We start from the raw sequence: 16,406 nt of genomic DNA, 5'->3' as shown, positions 1-16,406 counted from the left end.
CTAGAATATTTATTATTCAACAAACTCAATTTGTGCGCCCAAGGAAATCAAATGCTCGAAATAATGAGGATATGATTTCGCTACATGATGTGCATCGTTAATCGTGAGTCCCTTTTCTGAACGAAGACCTACTATAGTCAAAGCCATTATGACACGATGATCGTAATGGGCATTGATCTCAACACCTCCGGTAACTCCCTGAGGCCGACCATGAATAATGATTTCACTTTGTCTTTCTTCCACATCTGCTCCCGCTTTGCGCAGCTCGTTTACGAAATCGGTAATACGGTCACATTCCTTGTAGCGCAAATTTTCCACGTTATAGAATCGGGATGTACCTTCAGCAAACACAGCAGCAGCCACCATGGCCAATACACCATCGGTAAAATGATCACCATCAAATTCGCCAGCCTTCAACTGCTGGTTTCCTTTTACATGGACAACACCATTCTCATGCGTCAAATTCACACCCATTGCACGTAAAACATCGACAACCGCCTTTTCACCCTGCTTGCTGTTTTCTTCCAAACGGAGTATCTTGACATCGGATTGGGTAACTGCCGCGGCAGCCAATATTGCGGCAGAGCCGGGATAATCGCCTTGTACGACATACTTTTGCGGTTGATACTTTTGCCCGCCACGGATCGTGTAATGCATCAGATCCTCGGAAGCCTCAATCTGAATACCTGCCTGTGCAATCACTTCCAGTGTTTGTCCCACAATGACCTTGGACTTCAAATCGTGAAGCACCTCGATCTCGCTATCTTCATCAAGCAGTGGGGTCATAAATAGCAGCGAGCTCAGAAACTGCGAACTTACATTTCCAGAAACCTGGATTTTGCCTCCATGCAGCTTTCCCTTGCCAATCGTAATCGGCAGCTTTCCTTGATTATCATCGACCTCTACACCCATCTGTTTAAGTGCATCGATTAAATCGTTATGCGGTCTTTTTCCTAAAGAATCCGGGTAAGCATTAATAAAGGTCACTTTAGGACAAAATGCAGCGACAGACATTAAGAAACGAAGCACGGCTCCCGCATTGCCAACATTCAGTTCCGACACATCACGAGGATTCCTGCCAAAGCCCTGAATGGTCATCTTTTCTTCATCTTCCTCAACGATAGCACCCAAATCACGGATACAACGACGCATAGCATCACTGTCTTCGCTATGTGCAGGGTAATATATCGTGCTTGTTCCCTCTGCCAAAGCACCGATTAACAGGTATCGGGTAGTGTAGTTTTTAGAGGAAAGTGCATTTATTGTACCTTCTAATAAATTTGTCGGTTTTACAATGGCTTTCATGAATATGTATCTCTCCTGTTCAGCAAATAATTCCTGTTGACTTTGATCAAGACGCAGTTAGTATAAGTTTACCATAGTGATTCGAGGTTGCAAACCGTGAAGTTGACACCCGCTTGCTATAATCGATATCATAGACATGCTTAGATCAAAAATACATAGGAGGGTTACACAGATGGAATCAATTACGCCAGAACAGCTCAAGGCTCGCTTGAATCACAATGAAAAATTACACATTATTGATGTACGTGAGCCAGAAGAAACAGCTCTTGGTGTCATACCAGGCGCAGTCCTCATACCGCTCATGCAAATACCAGAGCGATTGGATGAAATCCCACTGGATCAAGAGACGATTCTTGTATGTCGCAGCGGTGGTCGCAGCGGAAAGGCTTACGATTATTTGCAAGCACAAGGCTATACGAATTTGAAAAACCTGACCGGTGGGATGCTCGCTTGGGACGAATCCTGAGTCAGCTCAATTCTGGGTTGATGCTATAATCTGCTCCACGATCGCCTCGACAGGAACCCCTGTCGTATCAATAATAAGATCAGCGAAATCGTATGCATTCCGACGCGATTCCAACAACTTATGGACGCGTTCTTCGACGTCACCCTGCACCAAGGGACGGCTCTGGTCATGCTTGACCCGCTCAATGATTGTTTGGGCAGCGGCCTTTAAAGCAATGACATAGCCGTCCTTTTTCATACTCTGACGGTTACGCTCAGCCAATACGGCGCCGCCCCCTGTAGATATAACCTGTGAGGATTGTTCAAGAACACGATCCAGGGTCTCACTCTCCACTTGGCGAAAAGCCGATTCCCCAAGTGTCGCAAACATATCAGAGATTGTCATTCCTTGACGCTCTTCCACCTTTTGGTCGGTGTCAACAAACTGCCAACCAAGTCTCCCCGCAAGCGCTTTGCCTACTGTCGACTTCCCTGTTCCCATAAAACCGATCAAAACAACATTTTTTACTATCATTATTCTGACACCTCACCATGAATAGAAACTTGGACAAAGTCATAAGATGAATGGTACCTACACCCCAAGCTAAGGAGTGTTATGATGAAATCTGATGTATCGAAGCAAAAAATTGAGCAGATTCTCGATCCCGCTCATTTACTGTGTAAAGATGATATTGTGTGGATATTGGGCTTTATCAAAAAAAAGGTGGCTGAGAAGAACCCTCAATTACTTGAGCTCTCTCAGCCACGCTTACTGCAAAACTTTCATTATTTTGCAGAAATATCTTTGATGCTGATTCAGCGGCGCAACGGCTTCGATCAAGAGGCGGATCGTCTTAAGACCTGGATAGCAGAAGCCGTATACGGATTGCAATCCGATTCATTGACGGATCCATCTCTTCCCGTTTCTCCTAGTTCTCCATCCAGTTAAAGTGGAATGAACCCTCTTTATCCAGACGTTGGAAAGTATGCGCTCCGAAATAATCTCTTTGAGCCTGAAGCAGGTTTGCAGGCAAACGCTCTGTGCGGTAGCTATCGTAGTAAGCCAGGGCAGAAGCAAATGCTGGAGCAGGAATACCGCGAGTTACGGCAGTTGCAATTACATTTCTCCATGCATCCTGATAGTTGCTTACAATATCCTGGAAGTAGCCGTCAAGCAGCAGGTTTTTCAACTCAGGATCGCGGTCATAAGCGTCCTTGATATTTTGCAGGAAGCGGGCACGAATGATGCAGCCACCACGGAAGATCATGGCGATACTGCCGTAATCCAGACTCCAATTATATTCAACAGAAGCGGCTCTCATTTGAGCGAAGCCTTGTGCGTATGAGCAAATTTTGCTTGCATACAGCGCTTTGCGAACAGCTTCGATGAATTCTTTGCGATCGCCTGTATATTTGGAAACGTTAGGTCCGTTTAATACTTTGCTCGCAGCTACGCGCTCTTGCTTCATAGCAGAGAGGAAACGTGAGAATACGGATTCCGTAATGATGGACAATGGTACTCCAAGGTCCAAAGAGCTTTGGCTTGTCCATTTACCGGTTCCTTTTTGACCTGCGGAATCAAGAATCACATCAACCATAGGCTTGCCGGTTTCCGGATCTTTTTTCGTGAAAATGTCTGTAGTGATTTCAATCAGGTAGCTGTCAAGCTCGCCTTTATTCCACTCGGAGAAAATTTCGTGCAGTTCGTCCGTGCTAACATCCAGTACATCCTTCAACAGCTGGTAAGCTTCGCAGATTAACTGCATGTCGCCGTACTCGATGCCGTTGTGAACCATTTTCACGTAGTGACCAGCACCGTCAGGTCCGATATATGTGCAGCAAGGATCGCCGCCAACCTTAGCAGAGATTGCAGTCAAGATAGGTTCAACCAGCTCATATGCGTCTTTTTGGCCGCCTGGCATGATCGAAGGACCTTTCAAAGCGCCTTCCTCACCACCGGAAACCCCAGTACCGATAAAGCGAAGACCATGTGCTTGCAGGTCTTTATTTCTGCGCTGCGTATCAGGGAAATAAGCATTACCGCCGTCAATAATAATATCGCCTTTATCCAAAAGTGGTACAAGCGAATCGATAGTTGCGTCTGTTCCAGCACCTGCTTGTACCATGATCAGTACCTTGCGAGGTGTTTCCAGAGAAGCTACGAATTCTTCGATGCTGTATGTACCAACCAGGTTTTTGCCTGCTGCTTCCTCAATCAGGGCATCCGTTTTTTCACGGGAACGGTTGTACACAGAGACAGTAAATCCTCTGCTTTCAATGTTCAATGCCAGGTTCTTACCCATAACTGCTAATCCGATTACGCCAACTTGCTGTTTAGACATCTGTTTTCTCCCTCTCCTGCATATAGTTTCGTTACGACTCACTTGTAATTATAAACATTTCTCGATGAATTTCAAAAGATTATTAGTACAAGTTCAAAAAGTCGATTAGATTGTCATTGCTGTGAAGCCGCCATCAACTGTCAAAAGTGAGCCTGTTACGAAGCTTGAAGCCTTATTGGAAGCCAAAAATACAGCCGCTCCCTGCAGCTCTTCCGCTTCCCCAAATCGATTCATCGGTGTATGGCCCATAATAGACGCCGTACGCTCAGGAGTCAAGAGCTTGCGGTTTTGTTCTGCCGGAAAGAAACCAGGAATAATCGCATTCACGCGAACGTTCGCAGGTGCAAATTCACGGGCAAGAAATTTGGTTACACTGTTAACGGCTGCTTTGGAAGCCGAGTAAGTGAATACGCGTGATAAAGGAACCTGTGAAGAAGCCGACGAAATGTTGATGATACTGCCGCCCTCACCTTTATCAACCATATGTTTTCCAAATACTTGACTGGCTAGTACGACACTTTTCAGGTTTACGTCCATGATAGAGTCCCATTCTTCCATTTTCAAGTCAAAAAACGGCGTTGGGCTGTTCATGCCGGGGCAATTCATCAAAATATCCGCACGGCCTGTCCATGCCAACACATCCGTCAGCACTTTTTGCAAGTCCCCAGCAACTGTAGCATCTGCAGAAAAAACTTCTGCTTTGCCGCCAACTTCCAAAATACTTTGTTTCACGATTTCGGATTTTTCCTGATTACGGCCAACAATCGCAACATTGGCTCCATGTCCTCCCAGAGCTATTGCCATAGCACCACCCAAAGTACTGTTACCACCGATAACGATTGCTGTTTTTCCTGTCAGATCAAATAAATTCATGATGAACCTCCTCAAATTTGTCAAAATTATTAGTTTTCATTATTTCGTATGCGCATGTTGAAAAGCAGCGATCGATTCGAACTCATCCTTCAGCTGATGGTAGACACGACCATAAATACCGGTCAGCTGCTTGTACAGCTCAAAATGTTCCTGATTGGCTGAATAATTGTGTTGCACCTGCATCCAGTCGTGAACGACCGAAAAGTCTTTGATCTCGCCCATAGCAAGTAAGCCAAGCTGAGCCGCACCGAGTCCCGAGCTTTCAATCGTATTCGGCACTACAACCGAGCTCCCTGTTACATCAGACATCATTTGCAGCCAAAAGCTGGACCGGGCAAAGCCGCCGGATGCGCGTATTTCCTTCGTAGGTCCTGAAAGCTCTTCTAACGCGGAAAGAACGGATTGTATCCGGTACATGACCCCTTCCATAACGGCACGGATCATATGCTTTTTCTGATGATACAAGGACAATCCAAAAAATACGCCTCGAGCGTTGGCATTCCAATAAGGAGCCCGTTCTCCGGCAAGCAGCGGCAGGAAAATAAGACCGTCAGAGCCAGCTGCGACTTCCTCTGCAATAGAGGTCAAATAGTCGTAAGGATCGAGGCCGCGTCGCCGACCTTCCTCAGCTTCTGCTGTAGCCAATTGATCGCGCACCCAGCGGAACATGATCCCACCGTTATTAATCGCTCCTCCAACGACCCAGAAGTCTTCCTTGAGGGCATAGCAAAACAGCCGCCCCTTCGGATCGGTAATAGGCTCCCGCACAACACCACGAACAGCACCACTCGTACCGATAGTAACCGCGTATATGCCCTCTTCAAAAGCGCCTACACCCAGGTTTGCCAAAACTCCATCAGCTGCACCGAGTACAAACGGCGTATCCGCGTGAAGTCCCATAGCTTGAGCGTACTGCTGCTTCATGCCTGCGAGATGATGCGTCGTTGAAACCGGGTCTGGCAGCTGCTCCCTGCGAACACCGCAGGCTTTCATAGCTTGCTCGTCCCAATCCAGCTTGCGCAGATTGAAAAGTCCGGTCGTACTCGCTATCGAATAATCGATCACATACTGCCCGAACAGCTTGGCAAATATATATTCCTTGATACCGATAAACTTATGTGCATGCTCAAAAACATCCGGTTGGTTGTCCCGAAGCCACATCAGCTTAAGCAGTGGGGACATCGGATGGATTGGCGTGCCGGTATTCATGTAGATCTGATGACCGTCAAGCTGTTCGTTCAATACCTTCACATAACCAACACTACGATTATCAGCCCAAATAATGTTAGGCGTCAGGAGATTCAATTCACGATCGACCGCAATCAAGCTATGCATGGCCGAGCTGAATGATACGCACAAAATCTGGCTTGGCAAAATTCTTGCCTTGGCAATGACGGCCTGAACCGAAGTTAAAAGCGCAGCAAAAATTTCATCCGGGTCCTGCTCCGCCATATCCGGGCGCGGAGTGTACATCGGATATTCTACGGAATGTGAAGCCAACACCCGGCCATCCCGGTCAATAACGAGCGTCTTGGCGCTTGTTGTACCGAGATCAGCCGCTATGATGTAAGGCTTTTGTGACGACAAGCTCATTGTACCAAATTCCCTTCACTGTCAAATTGGAGATCGTAAGGCTCGCTTAAAATCTCAATATCCGCATGCTTTTTGGCGTCCTCCAGCAGATTCACCGAAATTTCGATTTCACCCAAGTGCAGCGTATCCTGAATGCGGATAAGACGACATTTGGTGTAATCCAGAATATTACAAGTTTTGACAGCGGCTTTAATTGCATAGAAGTCGTTATCGAGCGTAGTCGAAATTTTGGTCGGTGCACATACCGTTGAAGTCAGCCCATTAACAAAAGTTGCAGCCAAATCCATTTTATCGACTAAACGCTGTGTCGTAAAGTCTGCCGTTCCTACCCCGTTGGCATTTCCTTTGGTTTCAGGTGTCAAATCCAGCACAACCATTTTGGATACATCGGGTCCACCATGTGCATAAGGCGTTGGATATCTGCCTGTTACATTCGGGTCCATACCGTCTCCACTAATGTTTTTGCCAATGTAATCGATCACCAGCACATCGACCTGATCGAACAAAATCTTCGGAAGTCTTTCCTTCGCTTCCTTAAGCAGCTCTTCTTCACGTGCTTCGATTTGTTCAGCAGGCAATACTTCAATGCGGCACGTTTGATCATAGGCATTCTCGACAAGAGCAACGCCGAACACAATCGGCAGCTTGTCGATCATAATGGTAGCCATAGCCGGCACATTTTCAGCCATATATTTAAATCCGAGCTGATGGCAGGCTTCCGCCCCTTTTTGCTTGCCCAGACCGATCGCGATCATTTTCATAATCCCGCTCTCAATTCTCCCGCGAAAAGCCGTATGGGGCTTCACTCGATTAATCACGACAATTGCGTCCGCTGTCGAAGCAATTTGATCCACATAAACAGGCAAACCGTTAGGAAGCTCGTCAAGCTTGATAACCTCCATGGAAGAACGGATTGGAGCTCCCATCAATTCCTCGGTAACACCCAAATGATGCAGCACATCCTTCTGGCCTTCAGCCGTTGCCCCACCATGACTTCCCATACAAGGAACAATGTAAGGATGGCCACCTGCTTGTTTAATGGCATCAATCGTAATTTTCGTAAACAGATCAATGTTCGCAACGCCCCGGCTCCCTACGGCTACAGCAACCTGCTGTCCGGGCTTGATCCGGTCGATCGTACCCGGCTTTTGCAGCTCAAGCTTCAGAGATTGTTCCAGATTGTCGAGCTTGGTGCCATCGAATTTTTGACGGATACGCACCATTTGTGGAATCGGAATGTCTTTGAGAACTTCTCTTAAGATACTCATCGTTGTAAACCTCCTGTTATGTTGGTTACGGATTCCCGAATCACGAGCTCCGTATGAAAAAAAATCGTTTCTTTTTCTACCTGCTTCGATTCAATAAAAGATAACAGCTTGGCTGCGCCTTCTCTGCTGATTTGCTCGATCGGCCGTCGAACCGTCGTCAGCGCTGGTGTCATAAAGCCCGAGAAAATATGATCATCGAAGCCGACCACAGAGATGTCACCCGGAACACTCAGCTGTTTTTCTGTTATGGCTTTGATCGCACCCAGTGCCATATCATCATTGCAGCAAAAAACGGCGGTCGGTTGATTCTCGAGCTCCAACAGTCGGTTCATCGCGGTATGACCGCTTTCTAAATCATAGTTCCCTTGCTGCTGATAATCCAAACTTAACGGAACCTGATAGGCTTCCATTGCTTCCTGATAACCCTCGCGGCGTGCTTGTGTCGATTTGAAATTTTGCTTTCCCTCTATAATGGCGATTTGCCGATGTCCCTGGGAAATCAAATATTCCACGATCAAATAAGCGCCGCGCTTGTCGTCTGGAACCATATTCATAACCTGAACATGCTCAATCTGGCGGTTCAGCACAATAAGCGGAATCTCGAGCCCAGCCGCATATTCAATAAAAGGTTGGTCGGTTGCGCTCTGACTCATGACGATAATCCCATCATAGCTTTTGCGATTAACCTTGTGAAAGCTCGTATAGTCGTCGATTCCGCGTACAATCAGGTTGTATCGATCTTGAATCACATCGTTAACACCTTTAATGGCTTCGTATAGAAAACCCGCCGATGTACCCGTGTGTAGAGTTGAAAAAAACAAGCCAAGATTGTAAGATCGATCAAGTACAAGACTTTTGGCGTTATAATTCGGTGTATAATGCAATTGTGCCGCTAGCAGTCTGATTTTTTCCTTTGTTTCCTGGTTAATTAAAGGGCTGTCGTTCAAAGCACGGGAAACCGTTGTATGAGAGACGCCTGCCAGCTTGGCGATATCCTTGATTGTAACGCTCAATCCTACCACCTCGAAATTTATCATATCATATTGCTGCACACGTTAACAACGAGCAATTTTTGCGCTCCATACACGCTTTTTGCTGTTTCTATGCATGAAAAATGGCCTGCGCAGAATTCCACAGACCATTTAATCAAACTGTTTACATTTCCAGTTGCAACATTTCATGCCTGAGCTCCAACAACCTTTCTTTGCTAATATGAATGGCTTCCGAATCCTTGGCTTGAAGCGCATCCTGTAGACTCATCAGCTCGTAATCGAGCTCCATTCGCAGAACCGGAATACGCTCTTCCAGACGCTTCGATCGGAACGCTTGCATCATTTCATCCAATGTAACTCCAGATTCCTTTTGGAATAGCACCTTATGCTCCACCCCCGAGATTTCGACCATCCGGATAATTTCACCAAACATAATATTTTCGATCAAAATTTGTCTGTCCTTGAAGCGTTTGACGATTGCATGACCGCGGGTATCCCCAATCATTTTTTCCATCAGTTCAGCAAGCTTCTCATCCTTAAAGGAATAGTTGCCAACAATTTTATAACGATCTCCCAGCCTTTGGAATTTCAGCTTTACCAGCTTTCTGCCGGTACGAATCGATACAATAAATTGCTGCTCGCTTTCATTCCAATACAATGAGTAGCCTTCCTGGATAAGCGACTTAATGAAATTACGGATTAGCCGACGGTCAAATCGTAACTCAAGGTTGCAGTATTCAACTTCATGACTCTTACTCACGGCAATCCCCTCCAATATGTGCTTGGCACTCACTGTGAATTTGCTGCTGCACGAATGATGCACGAACAATGACAACACCATGACTACATTTCCATAAAATAGTCAGAAGATTCAGTTACTTATTGTTATTTTATTATGAATTCTATGTTTTGGCAACTTGCTTTATTAATTAATTGTTATTTATTTTTTGGAAAAACAAAATAAACCGTCCAGACAGTGCCCAGACGATTCGCTGAATAAAGCTTTTGTTCGCTATTCCCCTATTTTTCAGAAGCCTGTCTTATTGATTCTTCTTCCTTGGCTTTTCTCGCTTCATCTTCCTTACGTGTAACTTCACGTTCCAATTGATCATCCAAATCCGTCCAACCATAATTATTAATCGTATAGCCATCCGAGCCATCGACCAATTTTTCTTCCATTTTGGTTAAGATCAGCTTGGTGGAAATATAATGGCTGATCGTAAATTTGGATGAAGTCCTAGTTTGATAATACAAGTACTCGTACATGTTCTCTGTATCCATCTTCTCGATCATCACAGGAATGTTCGTGAATGTGATATCGTCAGTACGTGTGCTGCCATTTTCTTTGACATATGTTTGCAATGCCTTGATTCTATTCGTATTAATTTCACCAGCTATCACATACCGCTCACTACCATTATAAATTGGTGTGGGCATTTGCTTCAGGCGCTTTTTCATTTCAGGCTCACTTATGTATATAGCTCCGGTCAGTTTTTCTTTGGATTGCTTCAAGCCATTTGTATCGATACCCATTTTCCTCACATCGGAAAGACGGTAATAAATCAAATTATTTCTCACTCCTGTACCCTCATCAGCGTAAGCCAGCATCAAGGGGTACTCGGCTCCCAGGTAGTTTACTTTGATGGAGTATGGGGTACGGAATTTGAATTCTTCTATGGATTGGTCCTTCTCGACAACCTGCTGCTCGGGATTGATCCGGCTGTTGATATAGATGGTCTTATTCACATCTTTCCAAATAACACTAGCCCCCAACAGATTACCAAGCTCCTTCAAAGATAAGTAGGTTTTATCCGCATACACTAATGTTGGACTTTCTAATTGGATCTGTTTACCGTCGAGCACTACGTTGAAATCAGGTCGCAAATAGGCGTCGACCCGTTGAAGCACATCCTCAGCATACACGCCGGCCGTGAAGGCAGTTGTCAGTAGAGTTCCTGTAATCAGCACGCGTTTCCATCGTTTCATTCGCTATCCAAACCTTTCTTGTTCATGAATTGGTGGTATCGTGTAAGACTGTAAATACTTGAATGAGACTACTTCGGCACGATGACCCTTTTCTCCTTCATAAAGTTTATATTGACAAATATGTTAATTCCGATAGAATAGGTTGGTATATACTTTTAGTGTGATCTTTCAGAAGAAAACTAACTTGTACGGAGTTCATGAAGGAGTGAGCAACACATGATTGAAATCAAGAACATCAGCAAGACGTTCCAGCAGCGTACAGGTGGCACATTCACTGCAATTGACAACGTGTCACTGACCATTCAAAAAGGGGAATTCGTCTCCTTGCTGGGACCATCGGGCTGCGGCAAATCTACACTCTTAAATTTGGTAGCAGGACTTGAGCATGCGCAGCAGGGAACTATAACCGTCAACGGTAAAGACTGCAGCACACCCGGACCCGACCGTGTCGTCGTATTTCAGGAGCACGCCTTGTTTCCATGGTTAACCGTGCTCGACAATGTAGCATTTGGGCTTAAGCAAAAAGGATTGGGCAAGAAGGAACGCGAGGAGCTGGCGATGGAGCAAATCAAATCCGTTCACTTGAGCAGATTTGCAGATCGTTATCCGCATGAGCTATCAGGCGGGATGAAGCAACGAGCGGCTATTGCCCGCGCTTTGGCGATGGACCCTGAAATTCTGTTGATGGATGAGCCGTTTGCGGCATTGGATGAACAAACCAGGCTTATTTTACATAAAGAGCTGGAAGAAATCTGGATGCGGACCAAGAAAACGATTCTCTTCATCACCCATAATATACGTGAAGCCGTTATTTTATCTGATCGTGTACTCGTGATGTCGACGAGACCTGGAACCATAAAAAAAGAATTCACCGTTCAGGCAGAGCGTCCACGGGATGCATCCGACCCCCTTCTTCACCATACGGAAACCAACATCATGGAAGTTCTTGCCGATGAGTTGGAAAAAGTCGTAAAGGAGGAGATGGGCGATGAGTACAGCCTTAAGAAGAACACTCTTTCTGATCGTAGTTCTAATAGCATGGGAAGCGGGATTTAGAATATTCGATTGGGGCTGGAAATTCCCTTCTGTTGTCCAGACCGCGCAAGCATTCTATGACGGCTTTGTGCACGGACAGCTGCTGGAAGCGACGCTGCAGAGCATACGCAGGCTGCTGACGGCTTTTGTACTGGCTATATCGATTGGAGTTACACTCGGCTTTTTATTCGCCAGATACCGCTTTCTGGATGATACCCTCGGCTTCCTGGTCGTGGCCTTGCAGACCGTCCCAAGTATCGCCTGGCTGCCTTTTGCTATCATCTGGTTCGGAATGAACGACTTCTCTGTCGTATTTATCACTACACTTGGGGCAACCTGGACTATGGCTATGTCAAGCCGAACCGGTATTATGAATATTCCTCCTTTGTACCTGAAGGCTGCACGAACGATGGGCACAGGCAATGGCTTTCGAATGTTTTATCAGGTTATGGTGCCTGCCGCCTTTCCTCATATGATCACGGGAGTTCGTGTCGCATGGGCATTTGCCTGGCGTGCATTAGTATCAGGGGAGCTGATTGCCAAAGGCGTTGGCCTGGGTCAACTTCTACAGGATGGAAGAAGCTTGTCGGATACCGCATTGATGCTGTGTGTAGTTATCATTATTGCTGTTCTGGGTACTCTTTCCGACCATTTTTGCTTCAAACGGTTGGAGGATACGATTTTGATTCGCTACGGCCTAGCCGAGAATAAAAATAAAAAATAGCGACATTTTATACAAAAGGGAGAGTTAAACGATGAAAAAACAAGGATCACTATTATTGGCCCTGCTGCTGGTTACCGTATTGATTCTGTCGGCATGCGGCAAAAAAGAAGAGACCACCGCACCTGCCGCTGGCGGAGCAGCAGCTCCACAAGCACCAACGGCATCAACCGTTCGTATCGGCATATTCAAAAATGTCACACATGCAGCCGGTTATGTTGCTTTGGAGCAAGGTCTGTTCCAAAAAGCATGGGGAGATAAAGTTAAGATCGAGGTTGTCGGCTTTGACAACGGCTCCGATTTCTCCACTGCCTTAGCTACAGATCAGATTGATCTGGGGTACACAGGACCTGGGCCTGCTACCAACCAATTCGTTAAAAGTAAAAACTTCCGTATCGTCAGCGGGTCTACCAATGGTGGAGCTGTACTGGTAGCAGCCAAAGATTCAGGTATCACAAGCCCTAAGGATTTACTTGGCAAAACTGTCGCGATCCCAACAAAAGGCAGCACAAACGAAATCTCTTTGCGCCTGCTGCTTCAACAAAATAATTTGAAAATCACTACAGATAAAACCGGCGTGAATATCATTGCGCGTGCACCTGCTGACACCATGGTAGCGATGAGACAAAAAGAAATTGATGCGACTCTTGTTCCAGAGCCTTGGGGTACACAAATGGAGCAGGAAGGCGTAGGCAAAATCATCGTAGATTGGGACAAAATCCCTCCTAATAATGGTAACTATCCTTTGACCTTGCTGGCTGTTAGCGACAAGTTCCTGAAGGATCACCGTGAAATGACGAAGCAAGCGATTAAAGCCAATGCAGAAGCTGTTGACTTTATCAAGAATAACCCGGATAAATCTTATGAGCTTATTAACAATCGTCTAAAAGCTTTGAGTGGCAAAGGAATGGAAATCAATCTGATTAAAGCTTCCCTGGGCCGTTTTAGCCTCACCACAGATGTAAGCAAGGAAGCCATTGAAGAAATGGCCAAGGTTTCTATCGATGCTGGCTATATTAAAGACGTTAAAAAGGAAGAGCTTGATCTAAGCAAATTTGTGGATCTGACCCTGTTAAATGAAGTGAAAGCAGGCAAATAAGCTTGTATGAAGTCAAAAGCCCTTTGAGCATCCAAGTGATGCTTCGAAGGGCTTTTTAACTATGATCTCGTACTTGGAGTTAAGACTACTACAAATCCGCGCGTACCATCCAAACGAATCAGGTCACCATCATGAATCAGCTTGGTTGCGTCATCTATGCCTACTACAGCTGGAAGCCCGTACTCACGCGCTACGACGGCACCATGCGTCATCAATCCACCTACCTCCATCACCAGACCCACACACGAGTGAAACAGCGGTGTCCACCCCGGGTCTGTAAAGGGCGCGATCAAGATTTCTCCTTTGTTCAGCTTCGCATCCTCAGGACGTAATACTACGCGGGCAATGCCTTCTACGATTCCTGCAGACACCGGGGTTCCGAGCAGTGCATGCTCTGGTGCATCCTGGTGACTGCGACGACCCGTAATGATCTCACCTTCACTTGTCATCAGCCGCGGCGGTGTAAGTGACTTATAATGCTCATATTCCTGTTTACGTCCATTGATCATTTGGGAGAGATGCTCGATCTGATTGCTTTTCGCCAAGTACAATAGTTCATCCAAGGTCAAGTAAAAGACATCCTCTTCTTCAATTAGAATTCCTTGCTGCACCAAACTTTGCGCTTCCTTCAGAATAGCCTCCCGGAATAAGCCGAAGTGCTGCATCATCAAATATTTGGGATGCTCCCGAATGCACATCAAATCGCGAAATACTCGCAGCAAGCGGCTCATTAATCTCTTTTTAAACCATCCGAAGGGCAGCTTCCCGAGACGATCCAACAAGTCGTCAGCAGCCTTTTGAGCCTCTACTGCGCCTTGTGCAAACCGCTCCCTGTGTTCCTTATGTCTCATCGTTCTGATATGGCTTTCAATCGAGGGCAACAGCGAGCTGGCGTCTTCTCTCCATCTTGGGCGTGTAATATCGATTTCACCTGCACAGCGCATCCCATACAACTGAATAAAATGGTCCCATGCTGGTAAAAAAACGGAACCGCCTTCAACCGTCGAAAGATCCTCACGAAAGCTTGATGCCCTGCCCTGATGAATTAACGCGGTGACCTCGGGATACTGCCTGGCGATATCCGCCAAATCACCGATCATCAGTCCCATCTCACTGGTCACGTTGCCAATCAGCGATTTATTCAAAATGTGTATGACTTCATTGTCTTGCAACCATCTTACAGCAAGTCCTTGAACCAGTCTGGATGCAATAACACCCGACAACGGATAAGCCATCAGTTCTTGAAACAGGGAACGCAGCAGCTTTCCGGCATGCTCCTGCACTTCAAGCACCCTATTGGCTCCACTCACGCCTGTCAATTGATCCTTGCCCGTTTGGAACGAGGATCTTAACCATGTATTAACGGTGTGAGCTGCCCGTGAGGTATCAGCAAATAGCAAATTGTTAACGACTCTCCTGAGCAAGGGAAAGACAAATCTTACCACTCCCATAGCAAGTCCTTTTGGCTGCTTGATGCCTTGAATAAATGCATCCCGTTGAACGTATTCACCCACACCGCTGCCCATCATTTCGTCAACACCTTTTAGAACCTTGGGTACAAGACTCCGTGCCGGCTTAAGAGTTAGTATGGGAGTGATATCAATAAACATTCTTCCGCCAGCACGATACGTCAACCTGCTTTCGACTTGAACGGCAGGTTTCCCGAATGGAAACATCGTCTGCCAGATCGACAGCGCCATCGGCTTCATTGCATCAGTCATCATCTGCTGGTGCCCGAACGAGAGTAGAATATGGGGGGATTCTCCAGCTGCCGTCAACAATTGGGGAAGCGGGTATAATGACGTAATCGGCCGGCTCTGGACAATATAGATCGAACCTCCTGCGTAACACCATTCGATATCCTGATCCGTTCCATAATGATCCTTGATTTTTACACCGAGAGAAGCCAGTTGTTCAATTTGCGAATCTTCAAGTGCCTGCCTGCTTTGCATATCTTCAGGCAAATCCCTTGTAACGGTGCCGCCCTCCGGTAATGAGAAAATGGCGAGCTTCTTTTTGGCTATTTTCTTGGAAATGATCATTCCCGCATGCACCTGATATAAATCCGCTGAGACCAGTCCCGATACAAGAGCCTCTCCTAGTCCATAGCTGGCATCAATAGAAAGGATTCCCCGATGACCGCTAATCGGATCAGCAGTGAACATAATACCTGATACTTCGGGAAACACCATCTGCTGGACAACCACCGATAACTGCACCGAGCGGTGATCGAATCCATTCTTGGCTCTGTAGGAAATGGCCCGATCCGTAAACAGTGATGCCCAGCATTGACGGATGGCCAGCAGCAGCTGCTCCCTTCCTTTTACATTCAAATACGTATCCTGCTGCCCGGCAAATGAGGCATAGGGAAGATCCTCAGCTGTCGCGCTGGAACGAACCGCATAGGCATTATCTTTAGCTGATTGCTCCCAGGTGCCAATAATTTCAGCAGTTATGGCTTCCGGAATGGTTAACGTCACCAGATGCTTGCGGATACTTTGGCCAAGCTCGGATATCGCATTCAGTTGGTTGGCCTCAATCCCATCCAGCTGGTGAAAATAGGCTTCCATCAGACTGCTTTGCCCGATAAAATCGCGGTAAGCGCTAGTCGTTACACAAAACCCGGGAGGCACCGGTAAACCAGCTCTCGTCATTACACCAAGATTCGCACCTTTTCCGCCTACAATGGGTATGCTGTCCTCATCGATCTGTGTAAAGTCAAGAACGTATCCTTTCAACTCACACACG

15 protein-coding genes are annotated in these 16,406 nt (G+C 46.3%); 5 read left to right on the top strand and 10 right to left on the bottom strand.

What is annotated here, in order from left to right:
• Positions 1–12: 12 nt before the first annotated feature.
• Positions 13–1,305: a 3-phosphoshikimate 1-carboxyvinyltransferase gene (aroA, locus tag NST47_RS15865; protein ID WP_341155994.1), complete on the bottom strand. Its 1,293-nt coding sequence runs from the start codon at positions 1,303–1,305 to the stop codon at positions 13–15.
• Between the two features lie 172 nt (positions 1,306–1,477).
• Here aroA and NST47_RS15860 point away from each other — a divergent pair, with 172 nt between their 5' ends.
• Positions 1,478–1,771, top strand: a complete 294-nt coding sequence (locus NST47_RS15860) for a rhodanese-like domain-containing protein (RefSeq protein WP_341155993.1) — start codon at positions 1,478–1,480, stop codon at positions 1,769–1,771.
• A 6-nt stretch (positions 1,772–1,777) separates the two neighbouring features.
• Here NST47_RS15860 and NST47_RS15855 read toward each other — a convergent pair whose 3' ends face one another.
• Positions 1,778–2,284: a shikimate kinase gene (locus tag NST47_RS15855; RefSeq protein ID WP_341155992.1), complete on the bottom strand. Its 507-nt coding sequence runs from the start codon at positions 2,282–2,284 to the stop codon at positions 1,778–1,780.
• 84 nt (positions 2,285–2,368) lie between these two features.
• On the opposite strand from NST47_RS15855, the gene NST47_RS15850 reads away from it, so the two are divergent.
• On the top strand, positions 2,369–2,698 hold the full coding sequence (locus NST47_RS15850) for a hypothetical protein (RefSeq protein WP_341155991.1): 330 nt from the start codon (positions 2,369–2,371) through the stop codon (positions 2,696–2,698).
• On the opposite strand, the gene gndA is transcribed toward NST47_RS15850, so the two are convergent.
• From gndA to NST47_RS15815, 7 genes are all read right to left on the bottom strand, one after another.
• A complete protein-coding gene (gndA, locus tag NST47_RS15845) occupies positions 2,679–4,091 on the bottom strand; it encodes an NADP-dependent phosphogluconate dehydrogenase (protein WP_341155990.1) in 1,413 nt (470 codons plus the stop codon). The genes NST47_RS15850 and gndA overlap by 20 nt on opposite strands.
• Before the next feature lie 105 nt (positions 4,092–4,196).
• On the bottom strand, positions 4,197–4,964 hold the full coding sequence (locus NST47_RS15840) for an SDR family oxidoreductase (RefSeq protein WP_341155989.1): 768 nt from the start codon (positions 4,962–4,964) through the stop codon (positions 4,197–4,199).
• A 39-nt stretch (positions 4,965–5,003) separates the two neighbouring features.
• Positions 5,004–6,557, bottom strand: coding sequence for a gluconokinase (locus tag NST47_RS15835; protein ID WP_341155988.1), 1,554 nt, complete (start codon positions 6,555–6,557; stop codon positions 5,004–5,006).
• The gene (locus NST47_RS15830) at positions 6,554–7,825 is read right to left on the bottom strand and encodes a lactate racemase domain-containing protein (RefSeq protein ID WP_076235972.1); all 1,272 of its coding nucleotides are present in this window, start codon (positions 7,823–7,825) and stop codon (positions 6,554–6,556) included. Before NST47_RS15830 ends, NST47_RS15835 begins: the two co-directional genes overlap by 4 nt.
• Positions 7,822–8,838: a LacI family DNA-binding transcriptional regulator gene (locus tag NST47_RS15825; RefSeq protein ID WP_341155987.1), complete on the bottom strand. Its 1,017-nt coding sequence runs from the start codon at positions 8,836–8,838 to the stop codon at positions 7,822–7,824. The genes NST47_RS15830 and NST47_RS15825 overlap by 4 nt, the downstream gene beginning before the upstream one ends.
• Positions 8,839–8,980: 142 nt before the next feature.
• A complete protein-coding gene (locus NST47_RS15820; RefSeq protein WP_341155986.1) occupies positions 8,981–9,577 on the bottom strand; it encodes a hypothetical protein in 597 nt (198 codons plus the stop codon).
• 260 nt (positions 9,578–9,837) lie between these two features.
• Entirely contained in the window at positions 9,838–10,803 is a 966-nt protein-coding gene (locus NST47_RS15815; protein ID WP_341155985.1) for a stalk domain-containing protein, read from the bottom strand.
• Positions 10,804–11,019: 216 nt separating this feature from the next.
• Here NST47_RS15815 and NST47_RS15810 point away from each other — a divergent pair, with 216 nt between their 5' ends.
• From NST47_RS15810 to NST47_RS15800, 3 genes are read left to right on the top strand one after another with little or no spacing between them, the layout of a single operon-like run.
• Entirely contained in the window at positions 11,020–11,859 is an 840-nt protein-coding gene (locus NST47_RS15810; protein WP_341155984.1) for an ABC transporter ATP-binding protein, read from the top strand.
• On the top strand, positions 11,792–12,562 hold the full coding sequence (locus tag NST47_RS15805) for an ABC transporter permease (protein ID WP_341155983.1): 771 nt from the start codon (positions 11,792–11,794) through the stop codon (positions 12,560–12,562). The genes NST47_RS15810 and NST47_RS15805 overlap by 68 nt, the downstream gene beginning before the upstream one ends.
• 31 nt (positions 12,563–12,593) lie before the next feature.
• Positions 12,594–13,658 (top strand): ABC transporter substrate-binding protein, encoded by a 1,065-nt coding sequence (locus tag NST47_RS15800; protein WP_341155982.1) that lies wholly within the window; start codon positions 12,594–12,596, stop codon positions 13,656–13,658.
• A 59-nt stretch (positions 13,659–13,717) separates the two neighbouring features.
• Here NST47_RS15800 and NST47_RS15795 read toward each other — a convergent pair whose 3' ends face one another.
• Complete coding sequence (locus tag NST47_RS15795; protein WP_445667380.1) at positions 13,718–16,405, bottom strand: phosphoenolpyruvate synthase; 2,688 nt, start codon at positions 16,403–16,405, stop codon at positions 13,718–13,720.
• Between the last annotated feature and the right edge of the window lies 1 nt (position 16,406).

This window comes from Paenibacillus sp. FSL H8-0034, from assembly GCF_038000305.1.
Classification (GTDB): domain Bacteria; phylum Bacillota; class Bacilli; order Paenibacillales; family NBRC-103111; genus Paenibacillus_S.
This window is presented reverse-complemented; position numbering and strand designations above follow the sequence as displayed.